This is a genomic window from Variovorax sp. AC194, from assembly GCF_979257995.1.
On record NZ_OZ409823.1, the window covers coordinates 2,042,470 to 2,058,073 of the forward strand.

Annotated in this window: 15 protein-coding genes; 6 read left to right on the top strand and 9 right to left on the bottom strand. The window is 69.5% G+C overall.

What is annotated here, in order from left to right:
* Positions 1-14 precede the first annotated feature (14 nt).
* Positions 15-1,433, top strand: a complete 1,419-nt coding sequence (locus ACZYRS_RS09825; RefSeq protein ID WP_463419077.1) for an aldehyde dehydrogenase family protein — start codon at positions 15-17, stop codon at positions 1,431-1,433.
* Here ACZYRS_RS09825 and ACZYRS_RS09830 read toward each other — a convergent pair whose 3' ends face one another.
* Positions 1,434-2,066, bottom strand: coding sequence for a DUF4303 domain-containing protein (locus ACZYRS_RS09830; protein ID WP_463419078.1), 633 nt, complete (start codon positions 2,064-2,066; stop codon positions 1,434-1,436).
* Positions 2,066-3,232: a DJ-1/PfpI family protein gene (locus ACZYRS_RS09835; RefSeq protein WP_463419079.1), complete on the bottom strand. Its 1,167-nt coding sequence runs from the start codon at positions 3,230-3,232 to the stop codon at positions 2,066-2,068. Before ACZYRS_RS09835 ends, ACZYRS_RS09830 begins: the two co-directional genes overlap by 1 nt.
* Positions 3,233-3,275: 43 nt before the next feature.
* Between ACZYRS_RS09835 and ACZYRS_RS09840 the strand changes: the two genes are divergently transcribed.
* The gene (locus ACZYRS_RS09840; RefSeq protein WP_463419080.1) at positions 3,276-4,307 is read left to right on the top strand and encodes a GlxA family transcriptional regulator; all 1,032 of its coding nucleotides are present in this window, start codon (positions 3,276-3,278) and stop codon (positions 4,305-4,307) included.
* A gap of 304 nt (positions 4,308-4,611) precedes the next feature.
* Positions 4,612-4,863, top strand: a complete 252-nt coding sequence (locus ACZYRS_RS09845) for a hypothetical protein (RefSeq protein WP_463419081.1) — start codon at positions 4,612-4,614, stop codon at positions 4,861-4,863.
* Positions 4,864-4,974: 111 nt separating this feature from the next.
* On the opposite strand, the gene argC is transcribed toward ACZYRS_RS09845, so the two are convergent.
* The gene (argC, locus tag ACZYRS_RS09850; protein WP_463419082.1) at positions 4,975-5,901 is read right to left on the bottom strand and encodes an N-acetyl-gamma-glutamyl-phosphate reductase; all 927 of its coding nucleotides are present in this window, start codon (positions 5,899-5,901) and stop codon (positions 4,975-4,977) included.
* A gap of 123 nt (positions 5,902-6,024) precedes the next feature.
* On the opposite strand from argC, the gene ACZYRS_RS09855 reads away from it, so the two are divergent.
* Entirely contained in the window at positions 6,025-6,909 is an 885-nt protein-coding gene (locus ACZYRS_RS09855) for a LysR family transcriptional regulator (RefSeq protein WP_198786864.1), read from the top strand.
* A 9-nt stretch (positions 6,910-6,918) separates the two neighbouring features.
* On the opposite strand, the gene ACZYRS_RS09860 is transcribed toward ACZYRS_RS09855, so the two are convergent.
* The 4 genes from ACZYRS_RS09860 to ACZYRS_RS09875 form a co-directional block, all read right to left on the bottom strand.
* The gene (locus ACZYRS_RS09860) at positions 6,919-7,812 is read right to left on the bottom strand and encodes an amidohydrolase family protein (RefSeq protein ID WP_463419083.1); all 894 of its coding nucleotides are present in this window, start codon (positions 7,810-7,812) and stop codon (positions 6,919-6,921) included.
* Entirely contained in the window at positions 7,809-8,651 is an 843-nt protein-coding gene (locus tag ACZYRS_RS09865; protein ID WP_463419084.1) for an amidohydrolase family protein, read from the bottom strand. Before ACZYRS_RS09865 ends, ACZYRS_RS09860 begins: the two co-directional genes overlap by 4 nt.
* Position 8,652: 1 nt before the next feature.
* Positions 8,653-9,642, bottom strand: a complete 990-nt coding sequence (locus tag ACZYRS_RS09870; RefSeq protein ID WP_463419085.1) for a Bug family tripartite tricarboxylate transporter substrate binding protein — start codon at positions 9,640-9,642, stop codon at positions 8,653-8,655.
* Positions 9,643-9,772: 130 nt separating this feature from the next.
* A complete protein-coding gene (locus ACZYRS_RS09875) occupies positions 9,773-10,678 on the bottom strand; it encodes a LysR family transcriptional regulator (RefSeq protein ID WP_463419086.1) in 906 nt (301 codons plus the stop codon).
* A 120-nt stretch (positions 10,679-10,798) separates the two neighbouring features.
* Between ACZYRS_RS09875 and ACZYRS_RS09880 the strand changes: the two genes are divergently transcribed.
* Positions 10,799-11,860, top strand: coding sequence for an adenosine deaminase (locus ACZYRS_RS09880; protein WP_463419087.1), 1,062 nt, complete (start codon positions 10,799-10,801; stop codon positions 11,858-11,860).
* Here the strand turns inward: ACZYRS_RS09880 and ACZYRS_RS09885 are convergent.
* Positions 11,821-13,122, bottom strand: coding sequence for an MFS transporter (locus tag ACZYRS_RS09885; protein WP_463419088.1), 1,302 nt, complete (start codon positions 13,120-13,122; stop codon positions 11,821-11,823). The two genes, ACZYRS_RS09880 and ACZYRS_RS09885, sit on opposite strands and share 40 nt — an antisense overlap.
* Before the next feature lie 97 nt (positions 13,123-13,219).
* Here ACZYRS_RS09885 and ACZYRS_RS09890 point away from each other — a divergent pair, with 97 nt between their 5' ends.
* On the top strand, positions 13,220-14,179 hold the full coding sequence (locus ACZYRS_RS09890) for a LysR substrate-binding domain-containing protein (protein ID WP_463419089.1): 960 nt from the start codon (positions 13,220-13,222) through the stop codon (positions 14,177-14,179).
* 62 nt (positions 14,180-14,241) lie between these two features.
* On the opposite strand, the gene ACZYRS_RS09895 is transcribed toward ACZYRS_RS09890, so the two are convergent.
* Entirely contained in the window at positions 14,242-15,504 is a 1,263-nt protein-coding gene (locus ACZYRS_RS09895) for an MFS transporter (RefSeq protein WP_463419090.1), read from the bottom strand.
* Positions 15,505-15,604: the final 100 nt, after the last annotated feature.

Consider the following 15,604-nt stretch of genomic DNA (forward strand, 5'->3'; position numbering starts at 1 on the left):
AACGGAGCAGTCCCATGCGTCACCTCTCTCACGCCTACATCGACGGCGCCTTCGTTCCCGTGCAGGGCAGCGAAGTCGTCGACATCGTCAACCCCGCCACCGAGGCGTGCATCGGCACCGTCACGCTCGGCAACCGCGACGACGTGCGGCTCGCCATCGCCGCCGCGCAGCGCGCGCAACCGGCCTTCGGCCGCAGCACGAAAGAAGAGCGCATCGGGATGCTGCGGCGCCTGCAGGCGGCCGTGCTCGCGCGCACCGACGAGATCCGCGAAGCCACCATCGAGGAGTACGGTGGCCCGCTGTCGCGCGCGCAATGGGTCGCCGACTACGCCTCGCAGTGCTTCGCCAACGCGGTGAAGACGCTTGAGGCCTACGCGTTCACGCGCCAGGTCGGCGAGGCCACGGTGGTCATGGAGCCGGTGGGCGTCGCCGCGCTGATGACGCCGTGGAACAGCACCGCGGGCTCCATCTGCAACAAGCTCGCGAGCGCCCTCGCGGCGGGCTGCGCGTGCGTCATCAAGCCTAGCGAGCTGAGCCCGATCCAGACGCAGGTGATTGCAGAAGCCATCCACGATGCCGGCCTGCCGCCCGGTGTGGTCAACATCGTGAACGGCCGCGGGGCCGATGTCGGCAGCGAGATCAGCACGCACCCCGGCATCGCCAAGATTTCCTTCACCGGCTCGACGCCCACGGGCAAGGCGATCCTGCGCGCGGGCGCCGAGACGATGAAGCGCGTGAGCCTGGCGCTCACGGGAAAGTCCGCCACCGTCATCCTCGAAGACGCGGACCTCGCGCAGGCCATACCGCTCGCATTGAGCGCGGGCTTTCTCAACAGCGGCCAGGCCTGCATCGCCGGCACGCGCATCCTGGTGCCGCGCGCGCGGCTCGCCGAGGCGATCGAGCACGTCAAGACCACGGTGGAGGGCCTCATCGTGGGCGATCCGCGCGATCCGCAGACGCTCATCGGGCCGTTGGTGAACCAGGCCCAGTACGACCGCATCCAGCGCTTCATTCGCTCGGGGCTGGAGGAGGGCGCCACGCTCGTTGCAGGCGGCGAAGGCCGGCCGGCGCATCTGTCGCGCGGCTACTTCGTGAAGCCGACCGTGTTTGCCGACGTGCGCAACGACATGCAGATCGCCCGCGAAGAAATCTTCGGCCCGGTGCTGTGCCTGCTGGCCTACGGCGACGAAGAAGAGGCGGTGCGCATCGCCAACGACTCGCCCTATGGATTGCAGGCGTACGTTTTTTCTTCGGACACCGGGCGCGCGCGCCGCGTTGCCGAGCGGCTGGAGGCGGGCGGCGTGATGGTCAACGCGATCCGGCCCGCGCTCACGGCGCCATTCGGCGGCGTCAAGCAATCGGGACTGGGCCGGGAGTACGGCGTGTTCGGGCTGGAAGCGTTCCTGGAGCCGAAGACCATCGTGTCGGCGTGATCAGGCGGAGGGCGCGTCCCAGCGGGCCTTGAACCTGGCGAACACCGCGGGCGGATTCAGCCGCTTCGCCGAGTCGTTCTCGAACACCTCCGCATCGTCGGAGTCCGAGATGCTGCAAAAGAGCGTCAGCGCCTGCCTGTCGGTGCCGGTCCCGAAGAAGCCCTCCTGGTCCAGATCGGCCAGTGCATTGACCATCGCGTCGTGCAACTGCGAACGAAAGGCGGCGAAGGCGCGGCCGCCGCTCTTCTGCTTCAGCACGTGGGCACGCAGGCGATCGCTCACGGCGGTGAAGTCTCCTGCATGCTGGTGTTCGTAGGCCCACTCCGCAGTCCCCCAGCGTGAATAGGCGATGTCCGCTGGCTCGGTGCAATCGTTGTCCAACAGGATGCGCTGCAGCGCTTCTTCGCTGTTCGCGCTCGGGCACACCGTCATCGCGCCGTCGTCGGTGTAGAGGGCCATCGCGTAGAAGCGTTCGTTCGGGTGCTGCGCGCGCAACGCGGCGAAAGCGGTGCGGGCGGCTTCGCGAATCTGGGTGCGCAGCGTTTCGAAGTCGAAAGAGGTCATGCGAGATGGAGGACAAGTGAGCGAGCCGCGATGGTAGATCGGCGTGCTTTCACCGGTCTCGGCCGCCATCACCCCGCGCACGCCGCCACGCCCGGCCCCGGGTATTCCATCTCCTGCATCACCCATTCCCGCCGCGCCTCCCCATGCCGCGCGGCGATTTCGCACAGCGTGCGGTCCAGCTGCTGCACCGGCTTGAGCGACGAAGACAGCGGCAGGCGCATCGATCCTTCGCGCGCCGGTTGCGTCACGAGCACCAGCCCACTGCGCAACGTGACCGGGCCGGGCGCAGCTGCAGACGCCGCATCCACGCTGACGTGCCCCGTGCGCGTCCACGCATCCGCAGCCAGCGCGAGCGCGATGTCGTCGGTGCCGTTCTGCACATCGACCTGCCGGTGCTCGCCGCGCCAGAACGCGGCCTTGTTGAGCAGGTAGCTGCCGCCCCGCTTCATGTTCAGGCCGAAGGGCGCGCTGTCGTGCTCGGGGCTCCATGAAGTCACACCCAATTCGGCCGCCATCGACTTCGCCTTCTGCGGCCCGCCGATCGCCTCGACCAGCGCCAGCATCGTCGGCACCGAGGCGGTGATGCCGGTGGTGGTGGCGACGTCGCGGTCCATCACGTAGCGTTGGTGCGGCACGTAGGTCGCGCCGGGGTGGCGCTCGAGCAGCGTCTTGCGATCGAACCAATGGCCTGCGAAACGGCGGCCGTCGAGCAAGCCCGCGTGGCCGACCACCAGCGCGCCGGAGCAGACGCCGATCACCCGCGCGCCCCGCGCCGCCTGCTGCTTCAGCCACGCGGCCACCGCGGGATCGTCTTCGACGATCATCGCGGGCACGATCACATAGTCCGCGCCGGAAGGGTTCGCACGATCGAAGCTCGCGAAGTCCTGCGCCCCTTCCACCTGCAGCGCGGGGTACAGGGTCACCCGCCCGCTCTTCGGCGCCACGATCCGCACATCGGCCACGTCGGCGCGCTGGAGCACCGCGTGCGGCAGCAGCAGGTCGGTCATCTCGGTGCCTTCGTTCAGCGCGAGCACGGCGACCACCGGCCTGCCCGCGCGGCGCGGCTTCAGGGCGTCCACGAAGGCCTGCTGCTCGCGCTCTCTCGCGGCCGCGTCGGCCTGTGCGGGCGGCAGCGGCGCGCCCGCGCCGCAGGCTGCGAGGGCAAAGGCTGCAATACTGGCGCCGGTCAGCGCCCACACTGCTCTGTACAGCGCTCTCCGCACCGCTTTCCACATGGCTCTGTTCTCCTGTCAACGTGACGATGACCCGAGGTTAAGAATGCCCACGCCGACCCACAAGGACGAAGACACCGCGGTTTCTGCCAGCGACGTGGTGCTGGTGGTGTTCGACGGCGTCGAGGTGCTCGATGCCGCCGGCCCCGCCAGCGTGTTCAGCAAGGCCGAGCAGATGCGCCCCGGCACCTACCGCCTGCACATCGCCTCGCCCGGCGGCGGCACTGTGTCGACCAACGGCGGCTTGCAGTTCGGCGGCACGCTGACGCTGCAGCAGCTGCCCGCCACCATCGACACGCTGATCGTGGCCGGCGGCGACGAGCCCGCGGTGCGCGAAGCCATCATCGAACACCGCATCGGCGTGTGGCTGAAAGAGGCCGCACCGAACATCCGCCGCGTCGCGAGCGTGTGCAGCGGTGCCTTCGCGCTCGCGGCGGCGGGCCTGCTCGACGGCCGCGAGGCCACCACGCACTGGCGCTGGTGCGACCAGCTGCAGGCACTGCGGCCGCAGACGCGCGTGCAGCGCGAGCGCATCTATGTGCGCGATGGGCCCGTGTGGACATCGGCCGGCGTCACCACCGGCATCGAACTCGCGCTCGCATTGGTCGAAGACGACCTCGGCCACGCCGTATCGATGGACATCGCGCGCACGCTCGCATTGCCGATGCTGCGCGGCGCCGAGCAACCGCAGCTGAGCCAGGCGCTTCAGGCACAAGGCGCGGCGAGCCATCGCCTGCGCGAGCTGGTCGCGTGGATCGGCACGCATCCGCAGGAGGCGCTGTCGGTGGAACTGCTGGCCGAGCGCGTGCAGATGAGCCCGCGCAATTTCGCGCGCGCTTTCGCGGCGGAAACGGGCAGCACGCCCGCGCGCTTCGTCGAGCAGACGCGCGTCGCGGCCGCGGCGCAATTGCTGCTGCAGACGCAGTGGCCACAGGAGCGCATCGCGGCGCGCAGCGGCTTTCGTTCGGTGGATGCGCTGCAGCGCGCGTTCGCGCGGCAGCACGGCGTGACGCCGCAGCGCTATCGGGATGCACGCGATGCACGCGATGCAGCGCCGCGCCGCAAGCCAGGAAATTAGCAAGTCACACCGGTTCACAGTTGATCCGCGCGAACCGAGACTTACTCGACATATTCAGTTGCCGCGCCGGCCTTCTCTTCTCTAAAGTGAATGCCCCGACATCAACCGAACCCACCTAGTGGGCGTGGAGGCCAGCACCCAGCGATCCCTGCATGCGTGAACCGCTCACCTTGCGGCGGGTCGTCGATGCGTCTCTTGCGCATCGATGCAAACGCGAGGCACAAAAGGCGACGGCCGGGGGCGCGAACCACCCCCAGCCGTCTGACCAAATGAAGTGCAACCCCTTTAAGAAAGAGCACACCAAGTGGCTAAACGAACTATAGCCGGGCACAACACGCCCGTACCCCCCGAAGTCTCCGCCCAGACCGCATCGGACATCCTCGAAAACAAGCTCGCGCAGCTCAAGTCGCTGCTGTGGTGCTGCTACGGCGATGCCGACTGGCTCTGGGAGGCCGGCCCGCAGGCCCGGGACAACGTGATGTGGATCGCCTTCGATCTCGTGAGTGATGCGGTCGATCTGCATCAGGAATGCATGCGCAAGGGCGCTCGCATCTGACATCGGCCGGCGCCGCCGGTCGACCTGGGGCCTCCGCGTGGAGGCCCCCCGAAGATCAGCGTGTTCGATGAGCGCATGGCGCACCGAAACGCCGGAGCGAAAGCAGCGCGCTCAAGCGCCCAACATCAATTCGAGGTTCTGAACGGCCGCGCCCGACGCGCCCTTGCCCAGGTTGTCGAACACGGCGGACAGCAGCACCTGCCCGTGGCCCGCGTTGGCGAACACGCCCAGTTGCAGATCGTTGGTTCCGTTCAGCGCCTGCGGATCGAGGTGCGTCATCGCCTTCGTCTCCTCCAGCGACAGGACCTTGACGTGCCGCGCATTCGCGTAGTGCTGCGCAAGGCATGCCTGCAGCCTGGCGCCGTCGACGCCGCCCGCCAGCAAGCGCAACTCGATCGGCACGGTCAGCACGATGCCCTGCCGGTAGGCCCCGTAAGCCGGCACGAAGAACGGACGGTGCGCGAGCCCGGCGTAGCCCTGGATTTCGGGCGTGTGCTTGTGCTCCAGCGCGAGGCCATAGACCTGCGATGCCGCCACGTTTGGAGCGTCGCTCGCTTCATGCGCATCGATCGCAGCCCTTCCACCGCCCGAATAGCCGGAGGTCGCATAGACGGCAGCCGGGTAATCGCGCGGCAGCAAGCCCGCTTCCACCAGCGGCCGCAACAGGGCGATGGCACCTGTCGGATAGCAACCCGGATTGGTCACGCGCCGCGCCTGCGCAATCCGTTGCGCATGCCCCTCGGCCATCTCGGGAAAGCCGTAGACCCAGTCCGGGTGCGTGCGATGCGCCGAACTCGCGTCGATCACGCGCACACCCGGGTTCCGGATGAAGCCGGCCGCCTCGCGCGCCGCCGCATCCGGCAGGCAAAGGATCGCGATGTCGCAGGCGTTGATCGCCTCCGCGCGGCGCTGCGCGTCCTTGCGTTCGGCCGCCGGCAGGGTCAGCAGCTGCAGGTCGGTGCGGTCGCGCAGGCGCTCGTGGATCTGCAGCCCGGTGGTGCCCTGGTCACCGTCGATGAAGATGGTCGGAAGACGCATGGTGTCGCTCGCTCCTGATTCGGTCTCTGGATGGATAAGCCCCAATTTTTCCTCGGCCGATAAAATAAGAAAAGTTGAATTTGATGAACTTCTGATTCATCTTTCCTGAAGAAGATATCTCCCATGCGTGAAATCAGCCTCGATCGATTGCGTACGCTGGTCGCCATCGCGGACCACGGTTCCTTCGCCGCCGCAGCGCAGGTGCTGCACCTCGCGCCGCCGACGGTCAGCCTGCACATCGCGGAGCTGGAGAAGCGCGTGGGCGCGCCGCTCTTGTCCCGGCGGCGCGGGAACGTGCGGCCGTCGGCCGTCGGCGAATTGCTGGTGGAACGTGCGCGCCGGCTGCTGGTCGAGATCGAATCGACGCTGGACGACGTGAGCCGGCAGGTGCTCGGCTTGGCCGGGCGCGTGCGGCTCGGCGCCTCGACGGGCGCGATCTCGCACCTGTTGCCGCAGGCCATCGCGCGGCTTCGCGAGGACCACCCGGACATCGACGTGCAGATCGCGGTGCTGACCTCGCAGGACGCGCTGGCGCACCTCGCGCAAGGCAAGCTGGACGTCGGGCTGGTCGCGCTGCCGCAGTCGCCGGTCGCGGGATTGACGATCCGCCCCTGGCGCCGCGACCCCGTCATGGCTTTCCTGCCGGCCGATTGGAGCGCGCCCGCGCGGGTTTCGCCGGCGTGGCTCGCGACGCAGCCGCTGATCCTCAACGACACCACCACGCGCCTGTCACGCCTCGTCACCGAATGGTTCGCGCTCGGCGGCCACCGGCCCGCACCGCGGATCGAGCTCAACTACAACGATGCGATCAAGAGCCTTGTCGGCGCGGGCTACGGTGCAACGCTCCTGCCGCATGAGGCGGGCGCGTTGCAGCCGGATGCGCGCATCGCGATGCGTCCCTTGCGCCCCGCCTTGTGGCGGGAGCTGGGCATTGCCCACCGGTCAGGCCACGTCGAACGCGCGACGCAGCGCGTGCTCGATGCGCTGTGGGCGCTCAAGGCGCGTTGAGGGCCGAATTCACTGCGCGGCGTCTGAGGATTCGATCTGCGGCTCCGCCCACTTCAGCACCCGCGACAACCCGCGCCCCATCACCCAGGGCAGTTCATCGCGCGGAATGAAGTCGAGCGCTTCGACGAAATGGTCCACCGCCTCCCGGTAGGTGCAGGGCAGGCGCGAGACGTCCGATCCCCAAAAGGTGCGGCGCGGCCCGAAGTGCTCGTACACGCGCTTCAGATGCGGGCGCAGGTTCGCGAACGGATAGCCCTCGGTGCTGTAGCACGGCGCGGCCGAGGCCTTCACCGAGACGTTCTCCAGCGCGCCCAGGCGCAGCATCGCGTCCAGGTCCGCGAAGCAGGCGTCGTCGCGCAGGTCGCTGCGGCGGCCCAGGTGGTCGATGATCAATTGCAGCCCCGGATGCCGCCGCGCGATGCGCTCCAGCGCGCCGAGCCGCCCCGGAATGAGCAGCATGACCGGGATGCCGAGCCGCTCGCAATCGACCCAGAACGCGTCCAGCGTGGCGTCGTCCAGCCATGCATCCCACGGCGGCTTGTGAAAGGTCATGCGGATGCCGGCCATGTGCGGCTGCGCGAGCCACGAGGCCAGCGCCTGCGGTGCGCCGGGCGCGGTCGGGTCGAAGCGGCCCATCACGGCGAAGCGGCCGGGGTATTGCGCGGCCGCTTCCAGCGCGGTGTCGTTGAAGTCGCCCACGGGCGAGGGCGGCACGATCACCGCGCGCGCCACGCCGGCGGCGTCCATCAGGGCCACCATCTCCTCGGCACCGATGGGCTCGGCGCGGTGCGGCCGGGCGCCGGGCACGGCGACGAAGACGGGGCTCGCGCGATGCTCAGCGGGCCACGGGCGGTCGGGCCGGTGGGCCTCCCACACATGCACCTGGGCATCGGTGACGATCATGCGGCGCCGCGCGGGTTGCGAAAGTACAGGTCGATGGCGTTGAGCCCCAGCACGCGGCGCATCGCGGCATCGGGCACCGCCTCGTCGAGCCACGCGATCGTGCTCGCATAGGTGGTGGATTCCACGCCCACGAAGGGGCAGTCGCTCGCCCACAGCATGCGGTCGTAGCCCACGCGGCGGCACAGTTCGCGGGCCAGTTCCGCGGCGTGGTCGCCCAGGCGATAACCGCCCGACAGCTTGACCCAGGTGCGGCCCTTCTCGACCGAGCGCGTGACCGCCTCGAAGCCCGCGCAGCGCTCGCGCAGCACCGGGTCGGGCCGGCCGATGTGGTCGATGACGACCTTCACGCCCGAGCGCTCCAGGTGCGGCAGCACCTGCGGAATGCGGGGGCCGTCCAGGTGCAGGTGCACGTGCCAGTCCATGTCGGCCAGCCGGTAGAGAAACTTGCGGTAGTCGAAGCTCGAGAGGTCCGGCAGCGCCTTCATGCTGATGAAGGGCAGGCGCACGCCGACGAAGCCGTCGCGTGCGAGCGCCTCGAGTTCGTAGCGGCTGGTGGAGGGGTCGAGGATCGCGGTGCCGCGCCACAGCGGCCGCGTGCGCAGCGCCTCGGCCATGTAGTCGTTGCAGTCGCCCCAGGGGCTGGCCGCGGCGATCACGCAGAATTTCACGCCGTGTTCGTCCAGCGTGGCCTCCAGCTGCTGCGCGGTGAACTCGTAGTCGGGGCTGTGCCGCGGGTCGGGCAGGAGCGGCATGTTCTTGCGGAAGACGTGGACGTGCGTGTCCACCAGCGGTGCGTCGGGGCGCTGCACGTTCGTGCCGGGAATATTGGAAACAGGCATCTCAGATCTTGATGTTGGCTTGCTTGATGACCTGTGCCCACTTGAGCCGGTCGCGTTCGAACACCGTGGCCATCTCGGCCTGCGTGCTCGCCTTCGGGTCGACGCCCAGCCCTAGCAGGCGCTTGCGCAGCTCCGCCTCGGCCAGGATGTCGCGCATGGCCGCATTGAGGGCGGTCGCGATGGCGGGCGGCGTGCCCTTGGGCGCAAAGAGCGCGTTCCAGCCGGTGACTTCGTAGCCGGCCACGCCCGCTTCCTTCACGGTGGGCACCTTGGGCAGCCACGGCGTGCGCGCGGGGCCGGTGGTGGCCAGCGCGCGCAGCACGCCGGCATCGATGCCGCCGCGCAGCGCCGCGTAAGACTCGAAGCCCACGTCCACGTCGCCGCGCTGCAGCGCCATCTGCACCTCGCCCGAGGTCCTGAAAGGCACGATGGCCGCGTTCAGCTGCGTGACCGACTTGAAGAGCTCGCCCGACAGGTGCTGCGTGCTGCCGGGGTTGATGGTGCCGAGCGTGAGCTGGCGCTTCTTGCTCTCGGCCAGCAGCGCTTTCAGGTCGGCGAACGGGCTGTCCTTGGCGACCAGCAGGTTCAGGTCGAAGTAGCCCAGCGACGACACCGGCACGAAGTCCGCCTGCGGATCGAAGGGCAGCTTCAGGAGGCTCGTGGCGATGGTGGTGCCGTTGCTGAACAGGATCAGCGTGTAGCCGTCGTGCGCCGCGCCGAGCACGTACTGCGCGGCCACCACGCCCCCCGCGCCGGGGCGGTTGTCGATGACGACCTGCGTGCCGAGCTTCTCGCCGAGCTTCTGCGCGGTGAGCCGCGTGGAGATGTCGGCCAGGCCGCCCGGGCCGAACGGCACGACGATGCGGATCGGCTGCGAGGGGTACTTGCCCTGGGCCTGCACGGCGCTTGCGCCGACGAGGCCCGCGCCCGCGGCGAATGCGGCCAGGACGACGCGGCGCCGGCTCGGGTCATGGAAAAAACGAGGATGCATGGTGTCTCCGCTGTCTTGCGCACGGTCTTGTGCTGGATCGGCGGCAGTCTAGGGACGGGGCTGGCCCGCGCACAACTGAATTGTTTGGCGCGGGCATGCACGGCATTCATGCCCCCGGCGATGCGCTCATTTATCCCGCGCCGGCCGCGAGGTGCTCGCGCACCAGCGCGGCGGCCGTCGCCGCGAGAAAGCTTTCTTCCGCGCGCAGCGGCACGCCGGGGCGCGTGGCCACGACCAGGAGGCGCGTGATCTCCGGGCCCTCGATGGGCACCGCCGCCACGCCGTCGCCGGCCCGCACGCACAGCCGGGGCACGACGGTCAGGCCCAGGCCGCCGCGCACCATCTCCACCGCCATGGCGGTGCGCTGCGCCTCGTAGCGCCAGTTCACCTGCTCGCGCAAGGGCCCGAGCGCATCGTCGATCGTCATGCTGTTGCCCGAGGGCAGGCTGATGCGGATCATCGGCTGCGCGAGCAGCTCGCCCCAGGCGACGCTGGCCCGCGCCGCGAAAGGGTGGTCGGCCGGGCAGGCCAGCACGAAGGGCTCGCGCGCGATGGGCTGCGCCGAGAGCTTCTCGGGCACCCCCTGCGCGAGCGTGATGCCGAAGGCGGCCGTGCCGGCCTGCACGAGCTCCGCCACCTCCACCGGAGAGCTGTCGAAAAGCCGCACCTGCACCTGCGGAAAACGCTCGGCCGCGCGCCGCAGCAGCGGCACCAGGATGCTGGCCGAGACGGTGGGCACGCAGCCGAACGCGACCCAGCGCGTGGCGTCCTGCCCGTGGCGGCGCACGTCGTCGAAGGACACTTCGAGCTGCTGCACCGCGCTGCGCGCGCGCGGCAGCAGGGCGTTGCCGGCCTCGGTGAGCGCAATGCCGCGGGAGGTGCGCACGACCAGCGCCACGCCCAGGCTCTCTTCGAGCTTGCGCATGCGGTGGCTGACGGCGGTCTGCGACAGGTGCAGCCGCGCCGCGGCCATCGCGAAGCTGCCGCTCTCCACCACCGCGAGAAAGGCCTGGATGCCGAGGAAATCGATCTGCACTGCTTGTCTCCAATCGTTCTTTGCATGGGGTGCCCGTATGGCGCGAATATAGACACCGCGATAAACACCGCGCCGCCTGCGCTTATGCTGTGCGGGATCACAACGCAGAGTCTCCCCGCCATGACCGATTTCCGCCCCGCCTACGACACGCGCTTCGACAGCATCCCCGCCGACCGCCTTCCCGAACTGCTGCGCGCCATGCCCAAGGCCGAGCTGCACATGCACATCGAAGGCTCGCTCGAACCCGAGCTGATCTTCGCGCTCGCGCAGCGCAACGGCGTGGCCATTCCGTATGCCAGCGTCGAAGAACTGCGCAAGGCCTACGCCTTCACCAACCTGCAGAGCTTCCTGGACATCTACTACGCCGGCGCGAGCGTGCTGCTGAAAGCGCAGGACTTCTACGACATGGCCTGGGCTTATCTCGAGCGCGCCGCGGCCGACAACGTGGTGCACACCGAGATGTTTTTCGACCCGCAGACGCACACCGCGCGCGGCGTGCCGATGCAAACGGTGATCGACGGCCTGCACCGCGCATGCGCCGATGCAGGGCCGAAGCTCGGCGTGAGCGCCTCGCTCATCCTGTGTTTCCTGCGCCACCTGAGCGAGGAAGAGGCGTTCGAAACGCTGGAGCAGGCGCTGCCGTTCCGCGACAAGTTCATCGGCGTGGGCCTGGATTCGAGCGAGGTCGGCCATCCGCCCGAGAAGTTCGCGCGCGTGTTCGCGCGCTGCCGCGACCTGGGCCTGCACCTGGTCGCGCATGCGGGCGAAGAGGGCCCGCCCGGATACGTGTGGAGCGCGCTCGATGTGCTGAAGGTCGAGCGCGTCGACCACGGCGTGCAGAGCGCGAAAGACCCGGCGCTGATGAAGCGGCTCGCGCAAGACCGCATTCCGCTGACCGTGTGCCCGCTGTCGAACCTCAAGCTGTGCGTGTTCCCGGACCTGTCGCAGCACAACCTGGGCGCGCTGCTCGATGCAGGGCTGGTCGCCACCGTCAACTCCGACGACCCCGCCTACTTCGGCGGCTACATGAACCAGAACTTCACGCAGACCTTCGAGGCCACGGGCCTCAATGTGCGGCATGCCTGGCAGCTCGCGGCCAACAGCTTCGAGGGCAGCTTCATCGACGAGGCCGCCAAGCGCGCTTACGTGGACCGGCTCAACGCCGTCTTCGCGAGCTTCTGATCGGCAGCGGCCAGCCGCGGCACCAGCAGCGGCATCGCCACCAGCGCGCAGGCGCTCGCCGCGAGCCACACCATCGGCCAGCCCTGCAGCGCGAGCAGGTGCGGAATCGAGAAGGGCGTGACGAAGCACACCAGGAACACGCTGGTGTTCGCCATGCCCAGCGCGGTGCCGGCGCGTGGCGCGCCCGCCAGCGTGGCCAGCTCGGTGTAGGCCACGCCGTGCCAGGCCGACACGCACACGCCGCTCACCCCCAGCAGCACGACCAGCGCGATGCGCAGCGCCAATGAATCGGCCGTGTGCGTGCCCGCGGCCATCACCAGCACGGCCAGCGCGGCGAACAACAAGACGCTGAGCGCGCTGCAGGCGCGCAGGTAGGCGGGGCGGTTGCGGCGGCGGTCGGTCCAGCGGCCGCTCCACACGCGCATCACCATCGCGCCGACCTGCGTGAAGACCATGGTGGCCGTGATCGTCGCGAGGCCCGCGTGGCCGAAGTCGTGCAGGAACACCGTGCCGAAGGACAGCACCGCGAACTGCGGCGCGCAGAGGATGCCGATGCCCAGCACGATGCGCCAGACGCGCGCATCGCGCAGCGGGCCGGTCTTCGGCGCTTCGGCCGTGGCCGATGAGGTGCGCGGCGCATCGCGCGCGATCGGCGGCTCGTGCACCCACGCCCAGCTCATCAGCGCACTCAGCGCGCACAGCAGCGCGAGCAGGCCGTAGAGCGCGGCGAAGCCGAAGTGCAATGCGACGAACGGCAGCACCAGCGCGCCGATGCCGCCGCCCAAGGGCACGGCAGTCTGGCGAATGCTCATCGCGAGCCCGCGTTCGCTGGCGTCGAACCATGTCATCACTGCGCGGCCGCTCGCGCCGTTGACGCTGCCGCCGAGCAGGCCGACCAGCAGCAGGCCCGCAGCGAGCCAGCCGAGCCCAGGGATGTGCTGCCCGCTCGGCGCGGCCCAGAGCGCCATCGCGACGAGCGCGATCGCCGTGCTGCCAAGGCCCGTGAGCAGCACCGGCCGGTCGCCCCAGCGGTCCGTCAGGAGGCCCCACGGCAACTCGCTCACCGCGATGCCCAGGCCCATGAGGCCGAGCACGAGGCCGAGCGTGGCGTTGTCCAGCTGGTAGCCGGTGCGCATCAGCACCGCGGTCATCGGGATGCCGCTGAAGGCCACGGAGAACGCCGCGTTGGCGGCCACGCCCGCGGCCAGCACCTTCCAGCGGTGGCGGGGCGAATGCGAAAGAGAAAGAGGCGACTGGGTCATGGTGAGGCGAAGTCTCCGCCGTTGCCAAGGTTTTGAAAATCAGAAAATAATGAGCGAATCGTCCACAAAAACAGGACGATCAGAAAAGGATGAATCCATGTCCCAGGTGATGTTCGATCTCGACGTGCTGCGCAGTTTTTCCACCGGCATCGCGCTCGGCAGCTACGCCCGCGCGGCCGACCGGCTGGGGCGCTCGACCTCCGCGGTGAGCGCGCAATTGAAGAAGCTGGAGGCGCAGGCCGGCACCGTGCTGTTCCGCAAGGCGGGCCGGGGCCTGGAGCTCACCGATGCCGGCGAAACGCTGCTGGCCTACGCGCATCGCATGCTCGAACTCAACGAAGAAGCGAGCGCCGCCATGCGCGGCGCCGACCTCCAGGGCTGGGTGCGCCTGGGCCTGCAGGAAGACTTCGGCGAGACGCTGCTGCCCGCCGTGCTCGGCCGCTTTGCGCGCGCGCATCCCAAGGTGCGCATCGAGGCCTGCGTCGCGCGCAGCGCCGAGTTGCGCGAGCGCCTCGAACTCGGAAAGCTCGACCTCGCGCTCGCGTGGGATGCGGGCGACCATCCGCCGTCGCTGCATGCCGAACGCGTGGCGCGCCTGCCGCTGCAGTGGATCGGCCCCGCGTCCGTCGGCGTGCTCGATGCGCCGTGGTGGAAGGAGCGCGAGCGCCGCGAAGGCGCAGGCCGCGGCGCGCGCAAGTCCAGGGAGCCGCTGCCGCTGGTGCTGCTCGATGCGCCGTGCCCGCTGCGCGACATCGTCACCAAGACGCTCGACCGCGCCGGCGTGCCGTGGCGCCATGCGTTCACCAGTGCCAGCCTTGCGGCCTTGTGGGCCGCGAGCTCGGCGGGCCTCGGCCTCACGGTGCGCACGCCGTTCGGTCTGCCTTCGCACGTGCGTGCGATCGACCGCACGGTGGTGGGCCTGCCGGCGCTGCCGCAAATGTCGATGGCGCTCTACCGCGCGCAGGCCAACGCCGAGGCGCCGGTCGGCCGGCTCGCCACGCTGTTGCTGGAGGCGGTGCGGCAGCATGTGCAGGTGGCTCCGGCGCAAATGCACTGAGCGCTATCGCTCGGATCGTGTGGCTCCCCGAAGGCAGCGCAGCGCCGCCGTCGGCGAACAGCTCAGCGAGTGGGTGGCGTGGAAGCCGGCGCGGAAGCGGGCGTGGTGGACGCGGCCCGCCGCGCGAGCCAGTTCCACCCGGCGCCTGCGGCCATGAGCACGCAGGTGCCGAGGAACACGGCGCGCATGCCGATGTGCCCGCCCACGAAGCCGCCCAGCAGCGGGCCGGCTACCTGGCCCGTGTACTGCGCCGAGGTCGAGTAGCCGAGCATGTTGCCGGCCACGCGCTCGGGCACGTTGTGGCGGATCACGCTCGCGATGCAGGGCAGCAACCCGCCGAGCGACAGCCCCATCAGAAAGCGCAGCACCACCAGCTGCCAGCCCGAGGTGACGAAGGCCTGCGGAATCAGGAGCACCGCCGACACCGCCAGGCACCCGACGATCACGTTCCAGTGCCCCACGCGGTCGGCCAGCTTGCCCAGACGCGATGCCGAAAGGATGCTGCCGAGCGCGGCCGCGGACATCACGAGGCCGGCCATCATGGTCACGCGGTTCGGGTCTTCGACCAGCGTGGCGACGTAGACGGTGATGATCGGTTCGATCGACATGTTGGCCAGCATCAGCAGCATGCCGGTGAAGAGCATCGCGATGAGCGGGCGCTTGTCGGGCACGGCGGCCCAGCCGGTGTCGGGCGTGTCGCCCTGCTTCGCGGCCGAGGGCGCTTTCTTCTCCTCGCGGATCAGGAGGGCGGTCGCGAGAAAGGCCACGAAGATCATCGCGCCCGCGGCGAAGAAGGTCGCGCGGATGCCGATGAGCGGCGGCAGCGCGCCGCCCACGAGCGGGCCCACGAGGTTGCCGGCCATGATGGCCGAGGACATGGTTCCGAGCGCCCAGCCGGTGCGGTCCTTGGGCGTCTGCGTGGCGACCAGCACCATCGAGCCCGAGGCGTAGCCGCCCAGCAGGCCCGCCAGGAGGCGCAAGCCGACCAGCTGCCACACGTTGCCCGCCATGCCGATCAGCGCCATCGCCACCGCCATGCCCAGGCTCGCGCGGATCAGCATGGGCTTGCGGCCATAGCGATCGGCCAGCCGGCCCCACAACGGCGCCACCAGCGCGGCGCTGAAGAAGGTAGCGCCGTAGGCCACGCCGGACCACTGCACGATGGCCGCGTGGTCCTTCACGCCCAGCTGCTCGACGTAGAGCGGCAGGAAGGGCAGCAGCAGCGTCATCGCCACGATGGTGGTGAAGGAGCCGAACATGCAGACGGCGAGGTTGCGCTGCCAATGCGCGTGAGCGGCGCCGGCGTGGGAGATCGGATTCGTCATGGGGCGAACCATTGTCCGGCCGCATGGCCGAATCCGTGCGTGCCGATTCACGGCGGCACCCATCGTGGCGTTGCATGGGTGCGCGCCGCGGGCACTGCGG

Excerpts from the sequence above, each read along its gene's own strand:
- ACZYRS_RS09855 (WP_198786864.1), top strand. The coding sequence starts at position 6,025 with ATGCGTGAAATCAGCCTCGATCGATTGCGTACGCTGGTCGCCATCGCG.
- ACZYRS_RS09840 (WP_463419080.1), top strand. The coding sequence starts at position 3,276 with ATGCCCACGCCGACCCACAAGGACGAAGACACCGCGGTTTCTGCCAGC.
- ACZYRS_RS09830 (WP_463419078.1), bottom strand. The coding sequence starts at position 2,066 with ATGGCGGCCGAGACCGGTGAAAGCACGCCGATCTACCATCGCGGCTCG.
- ACZYRS_RS09895 (WP_463419090.1), bottom strand. The coding sequence starts at position 15,504 with ATGACGAATCCGATCTCCCACGCCGGCGCCGCTCACGCGCATTGGCAG.
- ACZYRS_RS09825 (WP_463419077.1), top strand. The coding sequence starts at position 15 with ATGCGTCACCTCTCTCACGCCTACATCGACGGCGCCTTCGTTCCCGTG.
- ACZYRS_RS09835 (WP_463419079.1), bottom strand. The coding sequence starts at position 3,232 with ATGTGGAAAGCGGTGCGGAGAGCGCTGTACAGAGCAGTGTGGGCGCTG.
- ACZYRS_RS09880 (WP_463419087.1), top strand. The coding sequence starts at position 10,799 with ATGACCGATTTCCGCCCCGCCTACGACACGCGCTTCGACAGCATCCCC.
- ACZYRS_RS09890 (WP_463419089.1), top strand. The coding sequence starts at position 13,220 with ATGTCCCAGGTGATGTTCGATCTCGACGTGCTGCGCAGTTTTTCCACC.
- ACZYRS_RS09870 (WP_463419085.1), bottom strand. The coding sequence starts at position 9,642 with ATGCATCCTCGTTTTTTCCATGACCCGAGCCGGCGCCGCGTCGTCCTG.
- argC (WP_463419082.1), bottom strand. The coding sequence starts at position 5,901 with ATGCGTCTTCCGACCATCTTCATCGACGGTGACCAGGGCACCACCGGG.
- ACZYRS_RS09865 (WP_463419084.1), bottom strand. The coding sequence starts at position 8,651 with ATGCCTGTTTCCAATATTCCCGGCACGAACGTGCAGCGCCCCGACGCA.
- ACZYRS_RS09860 (WP_463419083.1), bottom strand. The coding sequence starts at position 7,812 with ATGATCGTCACCGATGCCCAGGTGCATGTGTGGGAGGCCCACCGGCCC.
- ACZYRS_RS09885 (WP_463419088.1), bottom strand. The coding sequence starts at position 13,122 with ATGACCCAGTCGCCTCTTTCTCTTTCGCATTCGCCCCGCCACCGCTGG.